Below are 22,317 nucleotides of genomic sequence, written 5' to 3'. Positions count from 1 at the left end.
TTTATTATATAATATAATTTCCAGACTTAGTACTGTTTGCTTTTCCAATCCAATTCTCATGCATAAAAACACCTCTTGGCAAATCTATTCTTTCAAAGGTATGTGCGCCAAAGTAGTCTCGTTGCGCCTGTACTAAATTTGCAGGTAGATTATTGGTTGTCAAAGAATAAAAGTAATTAAGAGCAGATGAAAATGCAGGCACTGGTAATTCTTCTTTAGCAGCTACTGCAACCAATCGTTTCCAGAAAGGTAACGCCGATACAATTTCGTCTTTGAAATAAGGGGCTAGAAGCAAATTAGACAGATGTCTATCCTCTTCAAATGCTTTGGCAATTTCATTTAAGAATGCAGAACGAATAATACATCCTCCTCTCCAAAGCCGTGCTATAGAGGCCAAATTCAATCTCCATCCATATTTATCAGAAGCATATTTCAGCACATTAAATCCTTGAGCATAGGAGACTAATTTGGATGCATATAGAGAACTATATATTTCTTTAATCAGTTCCTCAGCCAAATATGTTTTTTGAGAAGCTTCTCTGTGATATATACTTGAAGCCTCCATACGAAGTTCTTTTCTGGCCGAAAGATTTCTCTCAAAAACAGCGGTCGCAATAAGGTTTAGTGGCATTTCTAATTCCATGGCATTAATAACCGACCATTTTCCTGTTCCCTTCTGTCCCGCAGTATCCAAAATTTTATCGATCAGATAATCACCACCAGCATCTTTATATTTTAATATTTTAGATGTAATTTCTATTAAGAAGCTCTTGAGTTTTCCTTCATTCCAGGTTTCAAAATAAGCAGCCATTTCTTCATTTGAAGCCTCTAATAAGTGCTTCATTATAAAGTATGCTTCGGAAATTAACTGCATATCGCCATATTCAATGCCATTATGAATCATTTTCACAAAGTGTCCAGAACCGCCCGGCCCAATCCATTCGCAGCAAGGAGAACCATCTTCGGCTTTTGCTGCTATACTCTGAAGAATAGGTCTTACCTCAAACCAGGCACCGGCTGACCCTCCAGGCATAATTGATGCACCATGCAAAGCCCCTTCTTCACCACCCGAAACACCGGCACCTATGAAATAAATGTCTTTTGCTTCTGATTCTCTGACTCTTCTTGCAGTGTCTTCAAAATTAGAATTACCTCCATCAATCAATATATCTCCCGGAGAAAGAAATGGATAGAGCTGCTCCATTAATTCATCTACGGGATTACCGGCACGCACCATCAACATTATTTTGCGAGGCTGAGATATAGAATTCACAAAATCTTCTATATTATTAAAGCCCATAATCTTTTTCCCATGAGCACGTCCAGATACAAAGCCTTCAACAACACCTTCTTCCACACCCGCTACCGTGCGATTGTATACTGAAACTCGCCATTCTTTACTCTCTATGTTCAATGCAAGATTTTCTCCCATCACTGCAAGACCTATTAATCCTATATCAGATTTATTTGTCATATAGCTTTTCATTGTTAAATAATCATTTGATATTTAACAAAAAATAAAGACAAGATGTTCAATAAAAGAAGAAAATATAAAAAACGAGAAGAATCTAAAAAATACAAAGGAAGGTTTTATATATATTGTACAAAAGAATTAATTCTTCTGTACAAAAGAAATAAATCCCTTGTACAAAAGATTACATTCTTTTGTACAAGGGATTTTTAATATATCAGGTTTAAATTAATATACTTCTACTCTGGAAGCAATATCTTTCGCTTTATCTCTAAGTTTATCTAAGTCAGATCCTAACGGAGCATAACATAACACTACTCCCATACGGCGATTAACCTTTGTAAATGGCTTACCAAATATACGAAGATAAGTATCTTCTTCTTTCGCTACATCTTCCAAACCTTTATATCGAGGTGCTTCTTTACTGGCAATAGGAGAAAGAATAACAGCACTTACCCCCACTCTTTCCTGCTTAATTCCAGGAATTGGCAGACCAAGTACAGCACGGAGGTGAAGTTCGAATTCATTTAGATTTTGTGTACCGGCCAATGTTACCATACCAGTATCATGCGGACGAGGAGATAATTCGGAGAAATATACACCATTCTCATGGCTAAGGAAAAATTCAACACCCCAAAGTCCGGCACCGGTCAATGCCTTGGTTACTTTCTCAGCCATATCTTCAGCCTCTTTTAAATGAGCTGGATCTATATGTGCAGGCTGGAAACTTTCACGATAATCGCCACCTTTCTGTACATGACCTATTGGTGGACAGAATAGAGTTGGTCTATTTTTCTGAGTAACAGTCAACAAAGTAATTTCACTATCGAATTTAATAAATTCCTCAATTATTAATTCTTTTATATCACCGCGGCTTCCACTGCAACCATACTCCCAGGCATGATCGAGTTCTTCTGTCGATCTAACCAAAGACTGTCCTTTACCAGAAGACGACATTAGAGGTTTAACCACGCATGGGAAACCAATCTTATCAGCTGCTTCTTTAAGCTCTTCCAAAGTAGTTGCGTAGAAATACTTAGCTGTTTTCAAACCAAGTTCTTTTGCTGCTAAATCACGGATTGCCTTACGGTTCATTGTAAAGTTTACAGCGCGAGCACTAGGAACAACCTGTATTCCTTGTTTCTCGAAATCATAAAGACGTTCAGTTCGAATAGCTTCAATTTCCGGAACAATAATATCTGGTTGATGCTTCTTGATAACACGCTCCAATGCATCTCCATCAAGCATATCAAATACTTCACACTCGTCGGCTACCTGCATAGCTGGTGCTCCGGCATACGAATCGCAAGCCACAATATATTGTCCTTTGCGCTGAGCTGAAATTACAAACTCTTTTCCTAACTCTCCGGAACCGAGTAATACAATCTTCTTTGTCATAATCTTAAGTGATGTCTTTTAATCGTTACGCAAAGGTAAAACTATTTTAGAAAAAATCCTCGAATATTAACTACTATAAAAAAGGCGAAGCAATATTTAATTGCCTCGCCCAATAGGTTATAGTAGAAGAAATATTATTTTTTCCAGAACTTTTCAATTTCTTCCAAAGTCTTTCCTTTTGTTTCAGGTAAAAACTTCCAAACAAAGAATGCAGCCAATAATCCCATTATACCATAAATCCAGTAAGCAAATCCCTGGTGGAACATTTCTGTAAGACCTTTGTTATCGTTCAATATCGGAAATGTCCATGAAACAATAAGGTTAGCCAACCATTGTGCTGCTACAGCTATAGACATAGCACCACGAATGGAATTAGGGAATATTTCAGATAATAATACCCATGTTACAGGTCCCCAGCTCATTGCAAAAGCAGCTGTATAGATAAGCATCAGAATCAATGAAACCAGGCCAACTGTCTGGAAATAGAAAGTCATTCCAAGAAGAATCATACTTATAGCCATGCCTAAGGCACCAATAATCATTAATGGTTTACGACCAAACTTGTCAACCTTAACAATTGCTACACAAGTAAAGGTCAGGTTCACAACACCAACAACAATTGTTTGCAATAAAGAAGAGCTAGTATCAAATCCCATGTTACGGAAAATGTTACCTGCATAATAAAGAACCACGTTAATACCTACAAACTGTTGGAATACAGAAAGTAATATGCCAATAACAATCACAGCCCAACCGTAAGATAACCATGGAGAACTCTTTTCATGAAGAGTTTCTTTAATTTCAGCAATTTCAGCTATCGCTTTTTCTTCACCTACAATATTAGACAAAACAGCAAGAGCTTTTTCATCTTTTCCTTTCATAATAAGGAAACGTGGAGTTTCCGGAACGAAGAATAACAAGATAAAGAAAATACCAGCAGGAATTACTCCAGAGAAGAACATCCAGCGCCAGCCTGTTTCAGTTAACCATTGAGCATCGCCAGATTTAGCAATAAAGTAATTTACAAAATAAATAACCAACATACCAAAGATAATAGCGAACTGGTTGAAAGAAACCAATTTACCACGACTTTCAGCCGGAGCTATTTCTGCTATGTACATTGGAGAAAGAGCAGAAGCCAGACCTACACCCAGACCTCCGATAATACGATAAATCACAAATGAATAAGCATCCTGTATAAAGAAAAAATTAAATCCGTCAGGATTCCATGCACCAATTGCAGAAACACAGAAAGCTAATGCACAAATAAAAAGACCTTTTTTACGTCCCAATGAATTAGACACAAATCCGGAAATAGAACCTCCGATAATACAGCCTACTAATGCACTGGAGATTACAAATCCTTTAATAGAATCTGCAGTATCCTGAAGAAGAGCAGCATCTGTTGGTACAGCTTCAGATACATAATTAATAATCCAGATTATTGCTGCAACAAAAAGAACAGCAACAGTAATACCTCCTTTAGTTTTGCCGACTAGTTTTAATATTTGCGAGGAAAGAATAGCAAGTACCAGTACAACAACAGTACTTACCAATAATTTATACTGAGTAATCATGCTCACTGCGTATGCATGATCGGTTGTAATTTTGCTGATGAAGAAATCAACTAATGATTTTTCGGCTCCATTAACTACAGCAGTATCATAACCGAACAACAAACCGCCAAGTGTTGCTACCAAGGTTAGCAGCGCAAGATATATCCCTGTTTGCTTTGTTTTTGATGACATATGTTTTTTATTATAATAGAATTAGAAATAAATTAACCTAAAATGAGAGAACCGATATGCCAGAGAAAAGCGTCCTCCAGCATACCGGAATATTATTTTTTATGAGCAAAAAATACTAGCAATACATATTTACGATTGCTTCATACAATTCTTGTTTTCCACTAACCTGTGTAGGTTCACCTTTAGCAACAGCATAAGCATGAAGATCTTCCAAAGAAAGGTTACCAGCTTCGAATTCTTTACCTTTGCCACCATCAAAAGAAGCATAACGTTCTTTAACCATGTTACAGATAGGAGATTCATTTAATAAAGCTGATGCATTTTCAAGTGCACGAGCAAAAGCATCCATACCGCTGATGTGAGCAATAAAGATATCTTCCAAGTCTGTAGAGTTACGACGAGTTTTAGCATCGAAGTTTGTTCCACCATTACCAAGACCACCATTACGGATAATCTGCATCATAGCCTGAATCAATTCAAAGTTATCAATTGGGAATTGGTCAGTATCCCAACCATTCTGAGCATCACCGCGGTTAGCATCAATTGAACCTAACATGCCAGCATCTACAGCGCAAGCCAATTCGTGTTCAAAAGTATGACCAGCCAATGTAGCGTGGTTAACTTCAATATTTACTTTGAAATCATTTTCCAATCCATGAGCCTTCAAGAATCCAATAACAGTTTCTGTATCAACATCATATTGATGCTTCATTGGTTCCATTGGTTTTGGTTCGATTAGGAATGTACCTTTGAAGCCTTTAGCACGAGCATAGTCACGAGCTTTAGTCAACATCATTGCCAAATGCTCTTTTTCACGTTTTTGATCAGTATTCAGTAAAGACATGTAACCTTCACGTCCTCCCCAGAATACATAATTTGTACCACCTAATTCGATAGTTGCATCAATAGCATTTTTAATCTGAACAGCAGCACGAGCTACAACGTCAAAGTTAGGATTTGTAGCAGCACCATTCATATAACGTGCATGAGAGAATACATTAGCAGTACCCCACAATAGTTTGATACCAGTTTCAGCTTGTTTTTCTTTTGCGTAAGCAACAATAGCTTTCATATTTGCCTCATATTCAGCAATATCATCACTAGGATCAACTAAGTCAGTATCGTGAAAACAGTAATATTCAATACCGCATTTCTGCATAAATTCAAAACCAGCATCTAATTTATACTTTGCAGCTTCAACTGCAGAAGAAGCACCATTCCAAGGGAATTGCTTTGTTCCACCACCAAACTGGTCGCCACCTTCTGCACAAAGTGTATGCCACCAAGCCATAGCAAACTTTAACCAGTCTTTCATTTTCTTTCCGTTAACTACTTTTTCAGCATCATAATAACGGAATGCCATTGGATTTTTACTTTCTTTACCTTCAAATTTAATCTTTCCTATACCAGGAAAATACTCTTTAGTTGCCATAATACTCTTGATTTAAAATTTTTGTTGTTTTTATATTATTATTTAGACATAGACTTTTCAAGTCTGTATTTCCATTGATTATATGCATCTGCATATTCCTGACTTTTTGCAATATTAGGTTCAATTACATCCAGTTTATCAAGAGTTGCAAAAGCTTCATTATTATCTTTATAGATACCTGCTCCAATACCGGCACCCTTAGCTGCACCTACCGAACCATCTGTATCATATAATTCAATTGTAGCACCGGTTACTCCGGCAAGTGTATCGCGGAAGATAGAACTTAAGAACATATTGGCATGACCTGCATGGATCTTCTTAACAGGAATACCCATCTTTTCCATAATCTCAATACCATATTTAAAAGAAAAAACAATTCCTTCCTGAGCAGCACGAGCTATATGATGTTTGCCATGTGTATTAAAGTTTAACCCACGGATTGAACAGCCTATTTCCTTATTGCCCAGCATACGTTCAGCACCGTTTCCAAAAGGAAGAATACTTATACCTCCACTCCCAATTGGAGCTTTCGACGCCAAAACATTCATTTCATTATACGAAATACCTTCGGGAGCTATATTCTTTTTCACCCATGAATTGAGAATTCCGGTTCCGTTAATACAAAGCAATACCCCTAAACGAGTTTGTTCTTCAGTGTGATTTACATGAGCAAATGTATTTACACGAGATTGTGGATCATAGTTAACCTCTCCATTAACGCCATATACAACACCTGAGGTTCCAGCTGTTGAGGCAATCTCGCCCGGATTAAAGACATTCAGAGAAAGTGCATTATTAGGTTGATCTCCGGCACGATATGTAATTGGAGTTCCTTCTTTCAATCCAAGTTCTTTAGCTGCAACTGCATTCACTTCTCCTTGATTTGAGAAAGTAGGCTTGATATCTGCAATTAAAGAAGAATCAAAACCATAATAATCCATCAGGAAGCCAGCAATACTATTTTGCTTGAAATCCCAGAACATACCTTCAGAAAGGCCTGAAACCGTAGTGCAAATTTCTCCACTCAGCTTCATAGCAATATAATCACCTGGAAGCATTATTTTGTAAATCTGCTCATATATTTTTGGTTCGTTAGCTTTGATCCAAGCCAATTTAGAAGCTGTAAAATTGCCCGGTGAATTAAGCAAATGAGAAAGACATTTCTCCTCTCCTAATACTTCAAAAGCTTTTTGTCCATAAGGAACTGCACGAGAATCACACCAAATAATCGCTGGGCGCAATACATTCTGATCTTTATCTACACAAACCAGCCCATGCATCTGATAAGAAATACCAATAGCTTTAATTTCAGCGGCACTAATTCCGGATTCATCCATAATAGTTTTGGTAGCTAATTTCAGATTTTCCCACCAAGCCTGAGGATCTTGTTCCGCCCAACCAGCTTTAACAGCTATAATATTCATCTCTGTTTTTGGGTAAAAAGCAGTAGAAACACATTTTCCAGTTTCTGCATTTACTAAACTAGCCTTTACAGACGAGCTTCCAATGTCATATCCTAATAAAAACATAATTATAAAGTATTAATATATTAAGGTAATTACTTACTAAAAGACTTTGTTGTAACATGAAGTTTATTATAAATTTTCCGATCAAACTTATAATAACGTGCTGCTCTGTGAGGAACACCAGTCTGACGTTCCTGAAGTGGAACAACGTATTCCATCATTGCAATCTTCTTATGGAAATTCCGAACATCAAATGTTTTATCATATACGAGTTCATATAAAACACGTAGTTCGGATGCAGTAAATTTACGAGGTAACAAATCAAACAATACAGATGGATTTGCTTCCACGTACTGACGAATAAAAGTTATAGCTTCAGAGATTATCTGATTATGGTCAAAAGCAAGAATTTTAAGATCCTTTATTTCCATCCATTCTGCCTGATATTTATCTGAAAGATTTTCGAGTTTCTTATCAATCTTAACCATAGAAAGATAAGCAATTGTAACAATGCGTTCAATCTTACTTTTTAATTGATGAAAGCGTTCCAGCCATCTAACATCTTTAGGATTATGTGTTCTGTTTTTTGAGCCAAAAGCTCTAAATTGAAGTAAATTAACATTTTTAAGTCCTGTCAATTCATAAAGAACACGCTGAGCAGCTTCATCTAAGTCTTCGTCTTCATAAATCAAGCTACCGGGAAGTTTCATATCTGTATATCCATTTACAGACTCCTGCCCTACTTGTTTTACTAACAAGACTTTTAGTTGTTCTCCATCAAACCCTATCAATACACAGTCTACTGAGACATGTGGATTTACTAACTTATCTATATCAATATCGCGTTCCATAATATTTATTTAAGCGTTGCAAATATAAGGCTATTTTTTATTCTTCCAAACTAATTTATAAAATTTTCAATGCTTCATAACCATTTATTTATCAGCATTGTAAATATCATAATAAATACAATATGAAAAATAACTTTATTGTAATAATTACAATATGTATTTCACCTATAGTAATTGTATATTGTACGATTTACTATCTACTCCCATAAATAAAGACTTCCAACGATCTACTAAATCTATTCAAAAGGAATACTTATTGTATTTTAAGATCAGATCAATAATAATGGAAATATCGAATTAGAACTAAAACATAAGAAAGGCAAATTTTTATTTGTCTTTCTTATAAGATTTGTGAATAGAACACAAAAACTCCTTTTTTTGAAAAATAAAAACACATTCATAGTTTGTTTTCAGAAATAAATGCGTTACTTTGCACACATAAACAATACAAAGTTGATATCGTTCTCAATCTTCTATAAAATTTACCTGATATTCTCAGGCATATTCTAATGACGAAACAGATCTTTTAAAACTTACATCGTTTCAATTTTTAATTTATTTATTTTAATTTTTATTCGTATGAATATTTACATTGGCAACCTTAGTTATAAGGTTAAAGAATCAGATCTTAATCAAGTCTTAGAAGAGTATGGAACAGTTAATTCAGTTAAGCTAATCATCGATCGCGACACTCGCAGATCTAAAGGTTTCGCTTTTGCTGAAATGGAAAACCAAGCTGAAGCTGAAAACGTTATTAAGGAATTAAACGGCGCAGAATACGAAGGTCGTCAAATGGTTGTTAAAGAAGCTCTCCCAAGAGCATAACAGCTACATTAATATACTAAAGGTAGATATTGCGTAATGCTTTATCTACCTTTTTTAATTTAACAAAGGAGTCGTTACTCAATCTATCAAATTTATATTTTTCATAATTAAACAATTTCCATTTCAGCTTATTATTGTTAAAATAATATAAAACCAAACTTGTTTGAAAAAAAAGCTACATTTATAGTTTGATATTAAAAATAAATTCTTTCCTTTGTACCCACAAACAAGAGATAGTTTGCATTGTTCTCATTCTTCTATTATTAATTATCACGTTTATTTACGGGTATTTTTAAATGACGAAACGGATCTTTCAAAACTTACATTGTTTCAATTTTTAATTTATTTATTTTAATTTTTATTCGTATGAATATTTACATTGGTAACCTAAACTACAAGGTTAAAGAATCAGATCTTAGTCAAGTATTAGAAGAGTATGGAACAGTAAACTCAGTTAAATTGATCATCGATCGCGAAACTCGCAGATCTAAAGGTTTTGCTTTCGCAGAAATGCCTGATCAAGCTGAAGCTGAAAACGTTATTAAAGAATTAAACGGTGCTGAATTTGAAGGCCGTCAGATGGTTGTTAAAGAAGCTCTTCCAAAAGCATAATTTCAACTAAAAAATATACTAAAGGTAGATAAAGCATAGACTTTATCTACCTTTTTTAATTTATATCATCCAAGAGAAGACCACCTTTTGATAAATTCAGAGCTGAATAAAAACTTCTTTTTCAAAAAGATCTCCACATCTGCCACTAAATTGAATTATAACACTGATAACTAACGAATTGAATTGTAGCAGATAAAAATAATCAACGGTTTATCTACCACCATTTCTCAACCATCTGCTACTAAATCTGAGCTATATTCTTCATCATTACTCACTTTAATAAAATAAAGGCAAATCTATTGTCATATAGAAACAAACAATATTTCAAGAAATACTATTCGGGGTAAAGTAACTTATTCACTCACAATCAGAATGAAAATAAGAGAATAGTTTCATTTATAACCAAAATTATCATTACCTTTGCGGCCGTTATTCATAAACATAAAACAAAAATAGTATGAAAGCATTTGTATTTCCAGGTCAGGGTGCTCAATTTGTGGGCATGGGAAAAGACCTATATGAAAGCTCAGCATTAGCTAAAGAACTTTTTGAAAAAGCAAATGATATCCTGGGATATCGCATTACGGATATTATGTTTGAAGGAACTGATGAAGATCTTCGTCAGACAAAAGTTACTCAACCGGCAGTTTTCCTTCATTCTGTCATCTCTGCATTATGCAAAAACGATGATACAAAACCTGAAATGACAGCCGGTCATTCACTTGGAGAATTTTCTGCATTAGTTGTAGCTGGCGCTCTTTCTTTCGAAGATGGCGTTAAATTGGTTTACGCTCGTGCAATGGCTATGCAAAAAGCTTGCGAAGCTGCTCCATCAACAATGGCTGCTATCATTGCATTGGCTGATGAAAAGGTTGAAGAAATTTGTGCTTCAATTGAAGACGAAGTATGTGTTGCGGCAAACTATAATTGTCCTGGACAGATTGTAATTTCAGGTTCAATTGCTGGTATCGAAAAAGCTTGCGAATTAATGAAAGCAGCCGGAGCTAAACGTGCTCTTCCATTAAAGGTTGGTGGTGCATTCCACTCTCCTCTGATGAATCCTGCTAAAGTTGAACTTGCAGCTGCAATCAACAGTACAGATTTCCACACTCCTACTTGTCCTGTTTACCAAAATGTGAACGCTCTTCCACAGACAGATCCTGCACAGATTAAAGAAAATCTGATTGCACAACTTACTGCTCCGGTACGTTGGACACAGACTGTAAAGAACATGGTAGCAGACGGCGCAACCGATTTCACAGAATGCGGCCCAGGAGCTGTTCTTCAAGGATTAATCAAAAAAATTGAACCATCAGTTAATGCTCACGGATTAGCATAACAAATTTAAATTATAAGAAAGAGGCCGGACTTGAAAAAATCCGGCCTCTTTTCGTATATAGCAATCAAATTATTTAGTAATTTCGTAGCAACTTATTTAGCAAGACAAAGAGATGGCAGAATATAATAATTTCCAGACTAATAAGCCGCACAGGATAGGTTATGCCCTCAGTGGTGGATTTATAAAAGGGTTCGCTCATTTGGGAGTTATGCAAGCTTTGCTGGAACACGATATAAAACCTGATATTATTTCAGGCGTTAGTGCAGGGTCACTTGCCGGAGTCTTCTACGCTGATGGATACGAACCTTACCAAGCCGTTGAAAAATTTAATGGTTACAAATTTATGGATTTAACCAGTTGGGCCTTAACTATCAACGGATTCTTCAAATTAGATGATTTCAAAGACTTTCTAAATACAAATCTAAAACATAAAAGGCTGGAAGATATGGAAATACCACTTGTCATTACAGCTACAGATTTAGACCATGGCAAAAGTGTGCAATTCCGCAAAGGAAATATTGCCGAATTGGTTGCTGCATCTTGTTGCATGCCTGTTATGTTTGCCCCCGTCAATATCGATGGAATTAATTATGTAGACGGAGGAGTTTTAAAAAATCTGCCGGTTTCTACTATTCGCAAAGAGTGTGAAAAGGTTATCGCAATCAATGTCAGCCCTCTGATTGCAGGGAAATATAAAATGAACATTGTAAATATAGCCCTACGGTCGTATCACTTCATGTTTAGGGCAAATACTTTTCCTGATAGAGAAAACAGCGATTTATTGATTGAACCTTATGGCCTGAAAGGATATAGCAACCGTGAATTAGAAAAAGCAGAAGAGATATTCAAACAGGGATATGCTGTAGGAAACGAAGTCCTGAATAAGTTCATTCAAGAAAAAGGAACAATATGGAAAACGAAAGAAATAAAATAATAATTTATCAAATATTCTCTCGCTTATTCGGCAACAATAACAGTCATTGCATCAAAAACGGATCCATTGAAGAAAATGGATGTGGAAAATTCTCTGATTTTACAGATAAAGCATTAAGCGAAATAAAGAAGTTGGGAATAACCCATATCTGGTATACAGGAATTATTGAACATGCCACTAAAACCGATTATAGCAAATTCAATATCCACCCCGACCATCCGGCAGTTGTAAAGGGCAAAGCAGGCTCTCCCTATGCAATAAAGGATTATTATGATGTAGATCCGGATTTGGCAGATGATGTACCTAACCGCATGAAAGAATTTGAAGCATTGGTTAAACGCACTCATCAGGCTAATCTGAAATTTATTATTGATTTCGTTCCTAATCATGTAGCCAGACAATATCACTCTGATGCAAAGCCTAAGCATGTACAGGATTTAGGAGAAAAAGATAACACGGAGAATGCATTTAGTCCATATAATAATTTTTATTATATGCCTCAAACTGTATTCAGTGGTCAGTTCGATCTGAAAGATGGTGCTTCGAAAGCTTATTATGAATTTCCAGCTAAAGCAACCGGGAATGATAAGTTTGATGCATACCCCGGTAGTAACGACTGGTACGAGACAGTGAAATTAAATTATGGCATTGACTATGCCAACGGAGGAACCAAACATTTTTATCCCGTACCCGATACCTGGATAAAAATGTTGGATATTCTTTTATTCTGGGCATCTAAAGGAATTGATGGGTTTCGCTGCGACATGGCAGAGATGGTGCCGGTAGAATTCTGGAAATGGGCTATTGCTCAAGTCAGATACAAATATCCTTCAATTATCTTTATTGCGGAAGTCTATAATCCATGGGAGTATCATAACTACCTTTTTAACGGAGGGTTTAACTATCTATACGATAAAGTTGGTCTTTACGAAACACTTCGTGATGTAGCATGTGGTTACAAATCGGCATCTGATATTACCCGCTGCTGGCAAAACCTGGGAGGTATAGAAAAGCAGATGCTTAATTTCATGGAAAACCATGACGAACAACGACTGGCCTCCAACTTCCTTGCAGGAGATGGCTTTAAAGGAATTCCGGCCATGATGGTTGCTGCATGTATGAATACCAATCCTGTAATGATCTACTTCGGACAAGAATTGGGTGAGCACGGAATGGACGAGGAAGGATTCAGCGGAAAAGACGGAAGAACTTCTATTTTTGATTACTGGAGCATTGAGACTATAAGAAAATGGAGAAACAATGATAAGTTTGACGGTGAGTTTCTCACAAACAAACAAAAGCAATTGCAATCTTTTTATAGCAAGTTATTAAATCTGTGTAACCAGGAAAAAGCTATTTATCAAGGACAATTCTTTGATCTTATGTATGTAAACTTTGGAAAACCAGACTTCAACGTGCATAAACAATATGTTTTTTTCAGGAAGCAGGATAATGAACTTTTGTTGATTATAGCCAATTTCGATAAGCAATCAGCTAAAGTTTCTATTAATATTCCAAGTCACGCTTTTGATTTTCTGCAGATTCCTCAGAAAGACATATACGTAGCCAATGAATTACTTTCAGGAAAAGAAGAAAAACTAAGTCTTCTCCCCTACCAACCAACAGAAACGTTTGTAGATGGGATGAGCGGAAAGATATTAAAATTCATTCTATAAGCAATCCTATCTCAACTCAGAATAAAATAAAGAAATGCTGCCTTTAACTAATTCCCCATCGGAAAAATAATTTAAAGGCAGCATTTTTATGCTAAGATCACCTAATACAAGTTAGTTAGATGATAAAATCAGTTTATCGTTTTGTTAATCCAATCTTGAGATTTAGTTTAAAGTAAACAAGGCCATTTTCTTTTTCCATAAAACCATATTTATCCTTTTCAGTGGATCCTTTTTCCAATCGGGAATTAAGATACAGAAAATCTTCAAAGACCTTTTTATCCGACTTTTGATAACAAAGCACCTCTCCACTCCCGGTAACAAGTAAAATTCCTGATACTGCAGAATCTTCTCCGGTATAAATCTTAGCAGGACGCATGCCTAAAGCCAAAGCCACAAGGAATTGCTTCATTTTGTATTCATAAAAGCCATTTTTTACAATTAAGTCCTCTTTTATTTTCAAAGGATTAATCTCCTTGATACAATCAACCAATTCAGAAACCTTTGTAATACCCTCAATCTGCATAATACGAAGCATTTCGGCAATCATTCTAGGAAAATGAAGATCAATCATCAAGAGATTACAGCGAAACACTTTATCGGCCACGTCTGCATATTTTAAAACACCGCCCAAACGCTCAATAAGCAACATTCTATCGGCAACAACATTCGGCGTTTCCAGCGCATTCACATTATTAATCATCGGGTTAGCAAACTTAATTCCCGTTTGCTCAAATTTCAAATTGGCCGTCCGTCCTCCATCCAAAATTGGATTCATAATGCTCATTCGCGAACGAACATTGAAACCAACCAAAGGAGAATCAACGTGATAGAAGGCAATATAGAAATCAGTACGATCGTCTGTACGAGCTTCTAAATCAAAAATAGATACTCCATCCAGAAACTCCTCCACTCCATCGGGGGATGTAACAAGATCTTCAGAAGAAGTTTTCATACCGTCTAATATAGCATTAGCAACACCTCCAAACGTTTCACGAGGAATTACCTTATCTATTTTTTCTCCAACGATGTGAATATCTTCATTGTCTATAAAATATTTCCGGGTACCATCATGTTCCTCACGTTGAATTAATGCAATAGGAAGACACGCGTCCTCTCTCTTTTTCACTTGTGGTGAACCGGCAAAAACCTGCCCATCACTAAGGAGGCGAAAAAAGGTATAGAGTTCGCTCCACTCTCTTTTGGTTGCTTCAAATGACATTCTAAATTTTGTTTTTTGAGGTAAATACTGACTAATAAAAGCGGTTACTTTTTTGCAAAGATAGATATAATCTGCTAATTTCCCTATTCTCTATTTTAACCACCGGTTATACATTATTAAATCCTTGTACAAAAGAATGCAATCTTCTGTACAAAACAATTAATTCTTTTGTACAGAAGAATTAATTGTTTTGTACAACATAATATTATAATCCGGAGAAGTTCTAAAATTTCACTTAATTAAACATTTAGAATACCCAAATATCAAATCATGTTATTAAGCATACTTTTATAGCAGAATTATTTGGAGATTATCTGAAAAGCCGTACATTTGCAATGTGTTTTTCATAGTATTAGATTTAAGGTTAACAAAGGTTGGAGTCAGGCGTGACTCCTTTTTTTTTGCATATATTCCAAAAACACCTTCAGAGAAATTAATTACCATTTATTCCAATGTAAATTTTCAGTTTTCCATTTATCTTTAGGATTTGTATCTCCGGCAGGATATCCAACAGGAATAACATTTAAAGGGATAAGATTTTCAGATAAATTTAGCACCTTTTTTACGGCAGAAACACGATCTTCAGAAGGATAAACTCCCGTCCAAACAGCACCAAGGCCCAAATCTGTTGCAGCCAACAAAATATTTTCAGATGCAGCAGAACAGTCTTGTATCCACATCTCTTTACCATGACCATCTAGTACTTTATTCATATCTCCGCAAACAATAATAGCAGCAGTAGATTTTAAAAGCATTTTACCGTAAGGCAACACTGCACCCAAAGAATTTAGAAGCTCTTTATCGTCTATTGCAACAAACAACCATGGCTGTTTATTCATAGCCGTTGGAGCAGCCATACCGGCACGAACAAGAGTTTCCAACTGATCTCTAGTAACTTTTTTCTCTGTATAGTCTCTTACACTGGTTCGCTTATGAATAATTTCAATTGCCGACTTTCTACTACCAGAGGCACTTGCTTCTGTTTTCCCATCCTGCTTCATACAAAAAAGTGTTAGAATGATTAATATTAATAATACAACCGCTAAAACAACATTTAATACTTTCAATTTACTCATACCCATATTATTTAAATTAATGTATCAGAAAAACTTATAAAACAAAGATAGTATTTTTGTTATCTAAAATGGAAGGACTTATAAAAGGTAATGCAATATTTAAATGTATATTATACCTGTTTGCACTATTAAACATTTACGCATAGAAGTATTAAATCATGTTATAAAACATACTTTTAAAGCAAAACCGCTTGGAGTTTTCCTCAAAAGCCGTATCTTTGCAACGTGTTTTTCATAGTATTAGATTTAAGGTTAACAAAGGTTGGAGTCAGGCGTGACTCCTTTTTTTTTGCACATACTCAAATTACACCTAAATAGATTCTATGTAGCAAACAATCATATCATAAAAAAAGCCTCCCTTATCAAATAGACTTTTGATAAAGGAGGCATAACAATAATAATTTAAACTCTGGTTATATTTTAAATTTCACTTGTATTGGTCCTGAATATGGATTAAAATCAAACATCACTTTATCAGGAAATATATGGGCTGAAAGCTTTTTCTTACCTTGCTTCACTTCAACACTCTTTAGTCCCTCTCTTTTTACAACCAAAGTCAGCGATTCTGTAAATAAGTTCTTATCCATTTGCAGTTCAGGGATAATTTGCAGTTGTTTCTTCCCCTCCAATACCTTTATTTTTATATTGTCTCTCTCTTTAATGTATGAAGCAACTTCAAGAAAAGTTCCTACCCAGATTCTATCTTCCATAGATTTCACCTTTCTGAGATGATTCCACAAAACTATTGAATCATTAAATGCATCATAACCATAAGTAATACCATGCGTCATGCCCACACCCCACTCGCCGGTATTCAACAATTCATTTATCCATTGATCCAGTTTTTCGGGAGTAGAATGTCCACCAACAGCAATCTGTTTTGTACGAGTGTCAACTCTGTTTTTAGAGGCTATCTCTAATACTTCTTCATTTCGGGCATTATAAGGATAACAAAAAGTACGTGGTACAAAACCTAAATTAGCACTAATTATACTATCATTTTTCTCTATTTCGACTGCAGCTTCCTCTAAAGTTATTTTCGTCAGATTTTTGTGAGACCATCCATGATTAGATATTTCATGTCCCTTTTTACTCATCTCTTTTAATTCTTCCCAGGAAACATTAGAATTATCTGTGTCACCATTTGTTTCAACACTTAATCCATTTACCCAAAAAGTTCCTCTAAAGCCCAGTTTTTCCAAGCCAGGAGCAGCTAGTGTATAATGCTCCTTTAGTCCATCATCAAAAGTATAACTTATGGCACAAGCTTTATCATTCTTGTATTTAGCCACATACACTTCATTGTCTGCAGCATGCAGGCTATTAAAAATTGCAAGCCATGAAACAAATAATATTAGTTTTTTCATAATTAGTAATTTTTAGTCTATCGTGTAAACATCTTCAATCATAACATAATTATCTGTACTTCCATAATCAGCCTTTCTTTTATCGCTCCATGCCGGATGCTCTCCCAAAACTTCAATACTGAGGGTATAATTCCCTGACTTCAATATCGGACTTAAAAATTTCTGTGATGAATATTCGTACTTGCTATAAAAATCAATAATGGAATTTATAATTTCTTTGTTTTTATCGTTCTTAATTGAAATTCTTGCGTAACCACTTGTTTTACCTGATAGTGCCTTTATACCAATCTGTTTTCCTTTAAAAGAATAACTAATTATTGCACCTTTTTCTTTTGATTTTTGACAACCATTGATCGCTTTCCAGATGCCTTGCTCAACAATACATTTTTCTTTTATCGACTTTCTTTTAATATCAATCGCAGACCAACCGGGCATAGACTTATCCATTTGCCAGCTTTCACGAAATGCAGGTATAGAAATTTCGTCGCCGCATATAGAGATGGGTTGCCAAACATAAGTCGCCGCAGAACCTTGTTTTGGAAACGACCAGCGATCGCCCATATATAAGTGTAAAGTATCGTTTCCATAAACGATAGGTAATACAAAGGTAGACTGAGAATTCCACGTTAATGAACCTTTTGGTGCAAAGAATCCTCTTTTTATCCATGGACCTTTAATTGATTGAGCCGTTAAATAGTAATTATCATTCCGTTCCCAACTGGTTTTATCTGAAAAAAGCCAGAAATAGGTTCCATTCTTTTTAAACATAGCCGGAGCTTCTCCTCCATGAATAGCTTCAGATACAACAATCTGATTTACCGATTTATAATCAGAAGCTAATTCATAAATAAATCCTTCGTGAGTAAGCAAGTATCCTTTTCCATCATTATCCTGAAAAGTTCCTAAATCCCATTTCTTCAGATATTTGCCATTATGTAACAATTCTCCTTTAAATTCATAGTTGCCATTGATTGTTTTACAAGTGGCATATCCCACATGAGGATCACTGTATTTCAGATTATCCGTATGCATGAACATTACGTATTCTCCCGTAGAAGGACATCTCATTACTTTAACACGTTCTCCTATTCTATCAGGTCCCAACAAACCATCTGCCTGCAATGGCAAAACTATCTTTTCGAATTTCCAATCCGTTAAATTGGAGGATGAATAACAACTAAAACCGGTAAATGCATTACTAGTATCGGTATGATATTCTCCAAATAAATAATATTTATTTCCTTCCTTCACAATACAGGCTCCATGAGCATTCACTTCTTTGTTATTTTGGTCAAACAAAGGAATGCCGCTATAGATAGCTTTATATCTATTTTCGCCATGAAGAGTTATAAACGACATAAAAGAGATGCATAAACACAAAGTGATAAGTAGTTTTATTTTCATCGGTTAACAGTTGTTTTACTTTTAAATATAATATCTGACTATATATTAGTCGTTTTTGCAGCTACAAAGAAAAATATTTATTATGGATATTCACTATTATTTCCGTTCAAAACGCATGTAATCTTGTTCATTTGGGTAGTTTCTTATTAACATTTTAGAATAGAAATATTAAATCGTGTTATAAAACATACTTTTATAGCCTAAACTTTTGGAGATATCGCAAAACTCCGTACATTTGCAGTGTGTTTTTCATAGTATTAGATTTAAGGTTAACAAAGGTTGGAGTCAGGCGTGACTCCTTTTTTTTTTGCATATTCTTCAAATCTCCCCCAACAATAGCCTATAATCTTTAAAATCAAAGTTCACTGAAAATGGTGGTAAACAAAAGATGCTAGTAGCAGATAACAATGCTCATCAAAACATCTGCCACTAGCTGAAAAGTCCTGCTTATAATAGTTTCAAGAATTTTAGTGGTAGATGTAGCAGATAAAAATGTTTTTTCTAATATTTTTCTATTAGCTTCACCAGGCCGAAATAATAATACCATAGATTTTTATAGCTTAAAAATAAAAAATGATACATTATTTTACTAATTTTGTTCTTCTGAATAAAGACTACTTTTTAATTATATATCAGAATGAAAAACATTAATACCAACAAGCTATTTACACTAATTTTATTATTTACATACTCAAGTATAACATTTGCTCAAAAATCAACAGACAAAAACTTAATATACTGGAGTGCTACAAAGAAACTTACGGTGGATGATTTTGGCATAAAGAGTAGTGGAAAAGAAGTTAGTTCGGCTCAATTCTCAACAGAATATCACATAAACGGATTTAATTTCCTTACTAAGAACTTCAATAAAAGAGTTCTTAACTATATGATAAAATCAGCATCTCAGATTGATACAACAGCAAATATAAAAGAAACTTTGATATTTCAGCAAACACTATTCGATTTATGCGAAATCTACGCTCGTGAATTCAGAAAAGCCTTGCGGGATAACCGAAAGACAATAATTTCCGGAACAGAAGCAATAAAAGAGTTAGATCACCAACTTATGACTAAATTCGTCAATCGAAAAAGTGAGTATACATTAGATACCAATTCTGGCTGTAACCCAATTAAACAAAAAGAATGGGAAACTCAAATTGCAAAAGAACTTGAAGCATTAAAGGACTTTGCATTTGAAAAATAAGAAGTACTTTAAAGTTCCATTCTCCATTCCTAAAAAATAGTATCTTTGCAAAAACAATATTAGAAATGGAAGAATCAATATTAAACGAGCATAACAAAACCGAATTTCCGCCAATGCATTCTGCAGAGCATATACTAAATCAAACAATGATAAGAATGTTTGGCTGCGAAAGGTCAAGAACCAACCATATAGAAAAGAAAAAAAGTAAGTGCGATTATTTTTTAAATGAAGCTCCTACTGCTGATAAAATTGATGAAATAGAAAAGAGAGTAAATGAAGTCATAAATCAAAATCTTCCAATTACAAGTGTTTTTGTATCTCGTCAGGAGGTTCCGGCATGTGTAGACCTGAGCAAATTACCCGAAGATGCGAGCGAAACATTAAGATTAGTATATGTTGGCGACTATGACATTTGTGCCTGCATTGGTCTTCACGTAGAAAATACATCTGAAATTGGAACGTTTAAAATAATTAGCACAGATTATTCAGAAGGTAAATTTAGAATCAGATTTAAGCTTGACAGAAAATAATATCATTACCTTTTAAAGAACAGGGATGAAAAACAATACAATCAGTATTTGTAAAGGTATTGGTATAATATTAATGGTAATAGGGCATTCAGCTTGTCCTGCTTTTATGGGCCGTTTTATTTATAGCTTTCATATGCCTTTATTCTTTATTGCTTCTGGCTATTTCTTTTCTACAAAGTATACAGATGATAAATTCCTATTTATTAAAAAGAGGTTTAAAGGGTTGTATTTACCATTTGTAAAATGGAGCCTGATATTTCTTTTCTTGCATAACATATTTTTTAAAGCAAATATTTTAAATGCTCGTTTTGGTCGTTCAGAATTATTTAGTTTTGAGGATATTCTAAAGAAGGCGTTCAACATAATAACCAGCATGGGCGACTATGAACAAACATTTTTAGGCACATTTTGGTTCTTACGTGCATTGTTTATATCAAGCATCTTATTTTGCCTTCTTTTTTATCTTATCAAAAAGCTATTTAATTTGAGGAATACGAATACAGCTCTATTGATTTGCTTAATTGCATTTATATCCGGATTTATAATGTCTTTATGGAGAATTAAGCTTCCATACATACCTCAAGGCGGAATCAGAGAGATATATGGTATATTCTATTTTGGAGTAGGTTTTATATTTCGTAATTCTAGAATAAATGAGAATCTAAAATATGATAATGCAATATTAATATCGTCATTTTTTCTAGTTTGTATAATCTCATATATAAATCCTACTTCATTAGCGTCTAATCCCAAATTAAAGTTGTACTTAGGAACATTTATACCCGCAATTCTGGGATGGGTTATGACATACAAATTTTCGTCATGGTTTGATTGCAGAAAGAGTAACAACATTGCGTATTTAACTATAAAGAAATCTCTTTTATATCTGGGAAACAACACAATGCCCATTATAGTACTCAGTATTCTGAGTTATAAAATTGTCAGTTATATAAAAATAGCATATTATGGCCTTGACCCATTATTGATTGGATGCCATCCGGTAATATCCTGGCGAAATAATATTTTCTGGATCTTTTATTCTATTATCGGCTTAACAGTTCCATTACTCCTAAATTACTTATTCTCGCGAACCAGGTTCTTGAGATTCCTATCTTTTAAACAATAGGAAAAATTGACATTAGAAGCCAGTTTGAAAAGAAATTTTGTCAGCGTAAAGAGACAAATATGCAGTAAACCATCTTGGCATGAACATTGTTATTTATTTAGTGAAATTGAGTTCAAAAAAAACCCAGTTCATTATAGATTTAATGTTTAACTTTTAAAAGATAGGAGATTAAAATTATGATGCCTGTTAGAAGATCTCAAAATTGGTTACCTGACGTATTTAATGACTTATTCGACAACAACTGGATGGTCAAATCAAGCGCTACTGCTCCCGCTATCAATGTAATTGAGACTGAGAGCGAATACAAAGTAGAAGTTGCTGCTCCAGGAATGACAAAAGAAGATTTCAACATCAGAATAGATGAAGACAATCAGCTGATTGTTTCCATGGAGAAGAAGCAAGAAAACAAAGAAGAAAACAAGGAAAGCCGTTATCTGAGACGAGAATTCTCTTACACTAAATTCCAACAAACAATGTATCTTCCTGACAATGTTGTAAAAGATAAAATCGGAGCAGCAATGGATAATGGGGTACTAACGATTAATATACCGAAAAGAACTCCAGAGGAAGAAAAGAAAGCTCAACGAGTTATTGAGATAAAATAGACTAGTCTGACTATTTATAATTTGTAAATGAAAA

The 22,317-nt window shown here is 34.8% G+C and carries 19 protein-coding genes; 9 read left to right on the top strand and 10 right to left on the bottom strand.

The annotated features are described in order from the left end of the window. Positions 1–4 precede the first annotated feature (4 nt). From gnd to BUC21_RS12095, 6 genes are all read right to left on the bottom strand, one after another. Positions 5–1,486: a decarboxylating NADP(+)-dependent phosphogluconate dehydrogenase gene (gene gnd, locus BUC21_RS12120; RefSeq protein WP_073402773.1), complete on the bottom strand. Its 1,482-nt coding sequence runs from the start codon at positions 1,484–1,486 to the stop codon at positions 5–7. Positions 1,487–1,699: 213 nt separating this feature from the next. Beyond that, entirely contained in the window at positions 1,700–2,872 is a 1,173-nt protein-coding gene (gene purT, locus BUC21_RS12115; RefSeq protein ID WP_317043361.1) for a formate-dependent phosphoribosylglycinamide formyltransferase, read from the bottom strand. 131 nt (positions 2,873–3,003) lie between these two features. After that, positions 3,004–4,617 carry a D-xylose transporter XylE gene (gene xylE / locus BUC21_RS12110; protein ID WP_073402769.1) on the bottom strand — a complete coding sequence of 538 codons (1,614 nt, stop codon included), beginning with the start codon at positions 4,615–4,617 and terminating at the stop codon, positions 3,004–3,006. A 115-nt stretch (positions 4,618–4,732) separates the two neighbouring features. Then, positions 4,733–6,049, bottom strand: coding sequence for a xylose isomerase (xylA, locus tag BUC21_RS12105; RefSeq protein WP_073402767.1), 1,317 nt, complete (start codon positions 6,047–6,049; stop codon positions 4,733–4,735). A 38-nt stretch (positions 6,050–6,087) separates the two neighbouring features. Further along, the gene (locus tag BUC21_RS12100; RefSeq protein ID WP_073402765.1) at positions 6,088–7,578 is read right to left on the bottom strand and encodes a xylulokinase; all 1,491 of its coding nucleotides are present in this window, start codon (positions 7,576–7,578) and stop codon (positions 6,088–6,090) included. Positions 7,579–7,607: 29 nt separating this feature from the next. Next, on the bottom strand, positions 7,608–8,366 hold the full coding sequence (locus BUC21_RS12095; RefSeq protein WP_073402762.1) for an NUDIX hydrolase: 759 nt from the start codon (positions 8,364–8,366) through the stop codon (positions 7,608–7,610). 579 nt (positions 8,367–8,945) lie between these two features. On the opposite strand from BUC21_RS12095, the gene BUC21_RS12090 reads away from it, so the two are divergent. The 5 genes from BUC21_RS12090 to BUC21_RS12070 all read left to right on the top strand — a co-directional run bounded on the left by BUC21_RS12090 (position 8,946) and on the right by BUC21_RS12070 (position 13,752). Next, positions 8,946–9,191: an RNA recognition motif domain-containing protein gene (locus BUC21_RS12090; protein WP_073402760.1), complete on the top strand. Its 246-nt coding sequence runs from the start codon at positions 8,946–8,948 to the stop codon at positions 9,189–9,191. Positions 9,192–9,557: 366 nt separating this feature from the next. Beyond that, entirely contained in the window at positions 9,558–9,803 is a 246-nt protein-coding gene (locus BUC21_RS12085; RefSeq protein ID WP_073402758.1) for an RNA recognition motif domain-containing protein, read from the top strand. 457 nt (positions 9,804–10,260) lie between these two features. Continuing rightward, positions 10,261–11,142, top strand: coding sequence for an ACP S-malonyltransferase (gene fabD, locus BUC21_RS12080; RefSeq protein WP_073402756.1), 882 nt, complete (start codon positions 10,261–10,263; stop codon positions 11,140–11,142). Between the two features lie 112 nt (positions 11,143–11,254). Beyond that, on the top strand, positions 11,255–12,076 hold the full coding sequence (locus tag BUC21_RS12075) for a patatin-like phospholipase family protein (protein ID WP_073402754.1): 822 nt from the start codon (positions 11,255–11,257) through the stop codon (positions 12,074–12,076). Beyond that, positions 12,052–13,752 (top strand): alpha-amylase family protein, encoded by a 1,701-nt coding sequence (locus tag BUC21_RS12070; RefSeq protein WP_073402752.1) that lies wholly within the window; start codon positions 12,052–12,054, stop codon positions 13,750–13,752. The genes BUC21_RS12075 and BUC21_RS12070 overlap by 25 nt, the downstream gene beginning before the upstream one ends. Positions 13,753–13,885: 133 nt before the next feature. Here the strand turns inward: BUC21_RS12070 and BUC21_RS12065 are convergent, their stop codons facing one another. The 4 genes from BUC21_RS12065 to BUC21_RS12050 all read right to left on the bottom strand — a co-directional run bounded on the left by BUC21_RS12065 (position 13,886) and on the right by BUC21_RS12050 (position 18,818). Continuing rightward, positions 13,886–14,971: an HpaII family restriction endonuclease gene (locus BUC21_RS12065; protein ID WP_073402749.1), complete on the bottom strand. Its 1,086-nt coding sequence runs from the start codon at positions 14,969–14,971 to the stop codon at positions 13,886–13,888. A gap of 437 nt (positions 14,972–15,408) precedes the next feature. Next, the gene (locus BUC21_RS12060; RefSeq protein ID WP_073402915.1) at positions 15,409–16,047 is read right to left on the bottom strand and encodes a nitroreductase family protein; all 639 of its coding nucleotides are present in this window, start codon (positions 16,045–16,047) and stop codon (positions 15,409–15,411) included. Positions 16,048–16,460: 413 nt separating this feature from the next. Continuing rightward, on the bottom strand, positions 16,461–17,414 hold the full coding sequence (locus BUC21_RS12055) for a polysaccharide deacetylase family protein (RefSeq protein ID WP_073402747.1): 954 nt from the start codon (positions 17,412–17,414) through the stop codon (positions 16,461–16,463). A 12-nt stretch (positions 17,415–17,426) separates the two neighbouring features. Beyond that, positions 17,427–18,818, bottom strand: coding sequence for a family 43 glycosylhydrolase (locus BUC21_RS12050; RefSeq protein ID WP_073402746.1), 1,392 nt, complete (start codon positions 18,816–18,818; stop codon positions 17,427–17,429). Between the two features lie 637 nt (positions 18,819–19,455). Between BUC21_RS12050 and BUC21_RS12045 the strand changes: the two genes are divergently transcribed. The 4 genes from BUC21_RS12045 to BUC21_RS12030 all read left to right on the top strand — a co-directional run bounded on the left by BUC21_RS12045 (position 19,456) and on the right by BUC21_RS12030 (position 22,283). Further along, on the top strand, positions 19,456–20,022 hold the full coding sequence (locus BUC21_RS12045) for a hypothetical protein (protein ID WP_073402744.1): 567 nt from the start codon (positions 19,456–19,458) through the stop codon (positions 20,020–20,022). Positions 20,023–20,087: 65 nt separating this feature from the next. After that, complete coding sequence (locus tag BUC21_RS12040; protein ID WP_073402743.1) at positions 20,088–20,552, top strand: alanyl-tRNA editing protein; 465 nt, start codon at positions 20,088–20,090, stop codon at positions 20,550–20,552. 25 nt (positions 20,553–20,577) lie between these two features. Then, positions 20,578–21,678, top strand: coding sequence for an acyltransferase family protein (locus BUC21_RS16775; RefSeq protein ID WP_083547697.1), 1,101 nt, complete (start codon positions 20,578–20,580; stop codon positions 21,676–21,678). Positions 21,679–21,854: 176 nt separating this feature from the next. Further along, a complete protein-coding gene (locus tag BUC21_RS12030; RefSeq protein ID WP_073402739.1) occupies positions 21,855–22,283 on the top strand; it encodes an Hsp20/alpha crystallin family protein in 429 nt (142 codons plus the stop codon). Positions 22,284–22,317 lie beyond the last annotated feature (34 nt).

Source organism: Bacteroides luti (assembly GCF_900128905.1).
Lineage (GTDB): Bacteria > Bacteroidota > Bacteroidia > Bacteroidales > Bacteroidaceae > Bacteroides > Bacteroides luti.
Note: the sequence above shows the minus strand (reverse complement) of the source record. Positions and strands in the feature narration are given on the sequence as shown.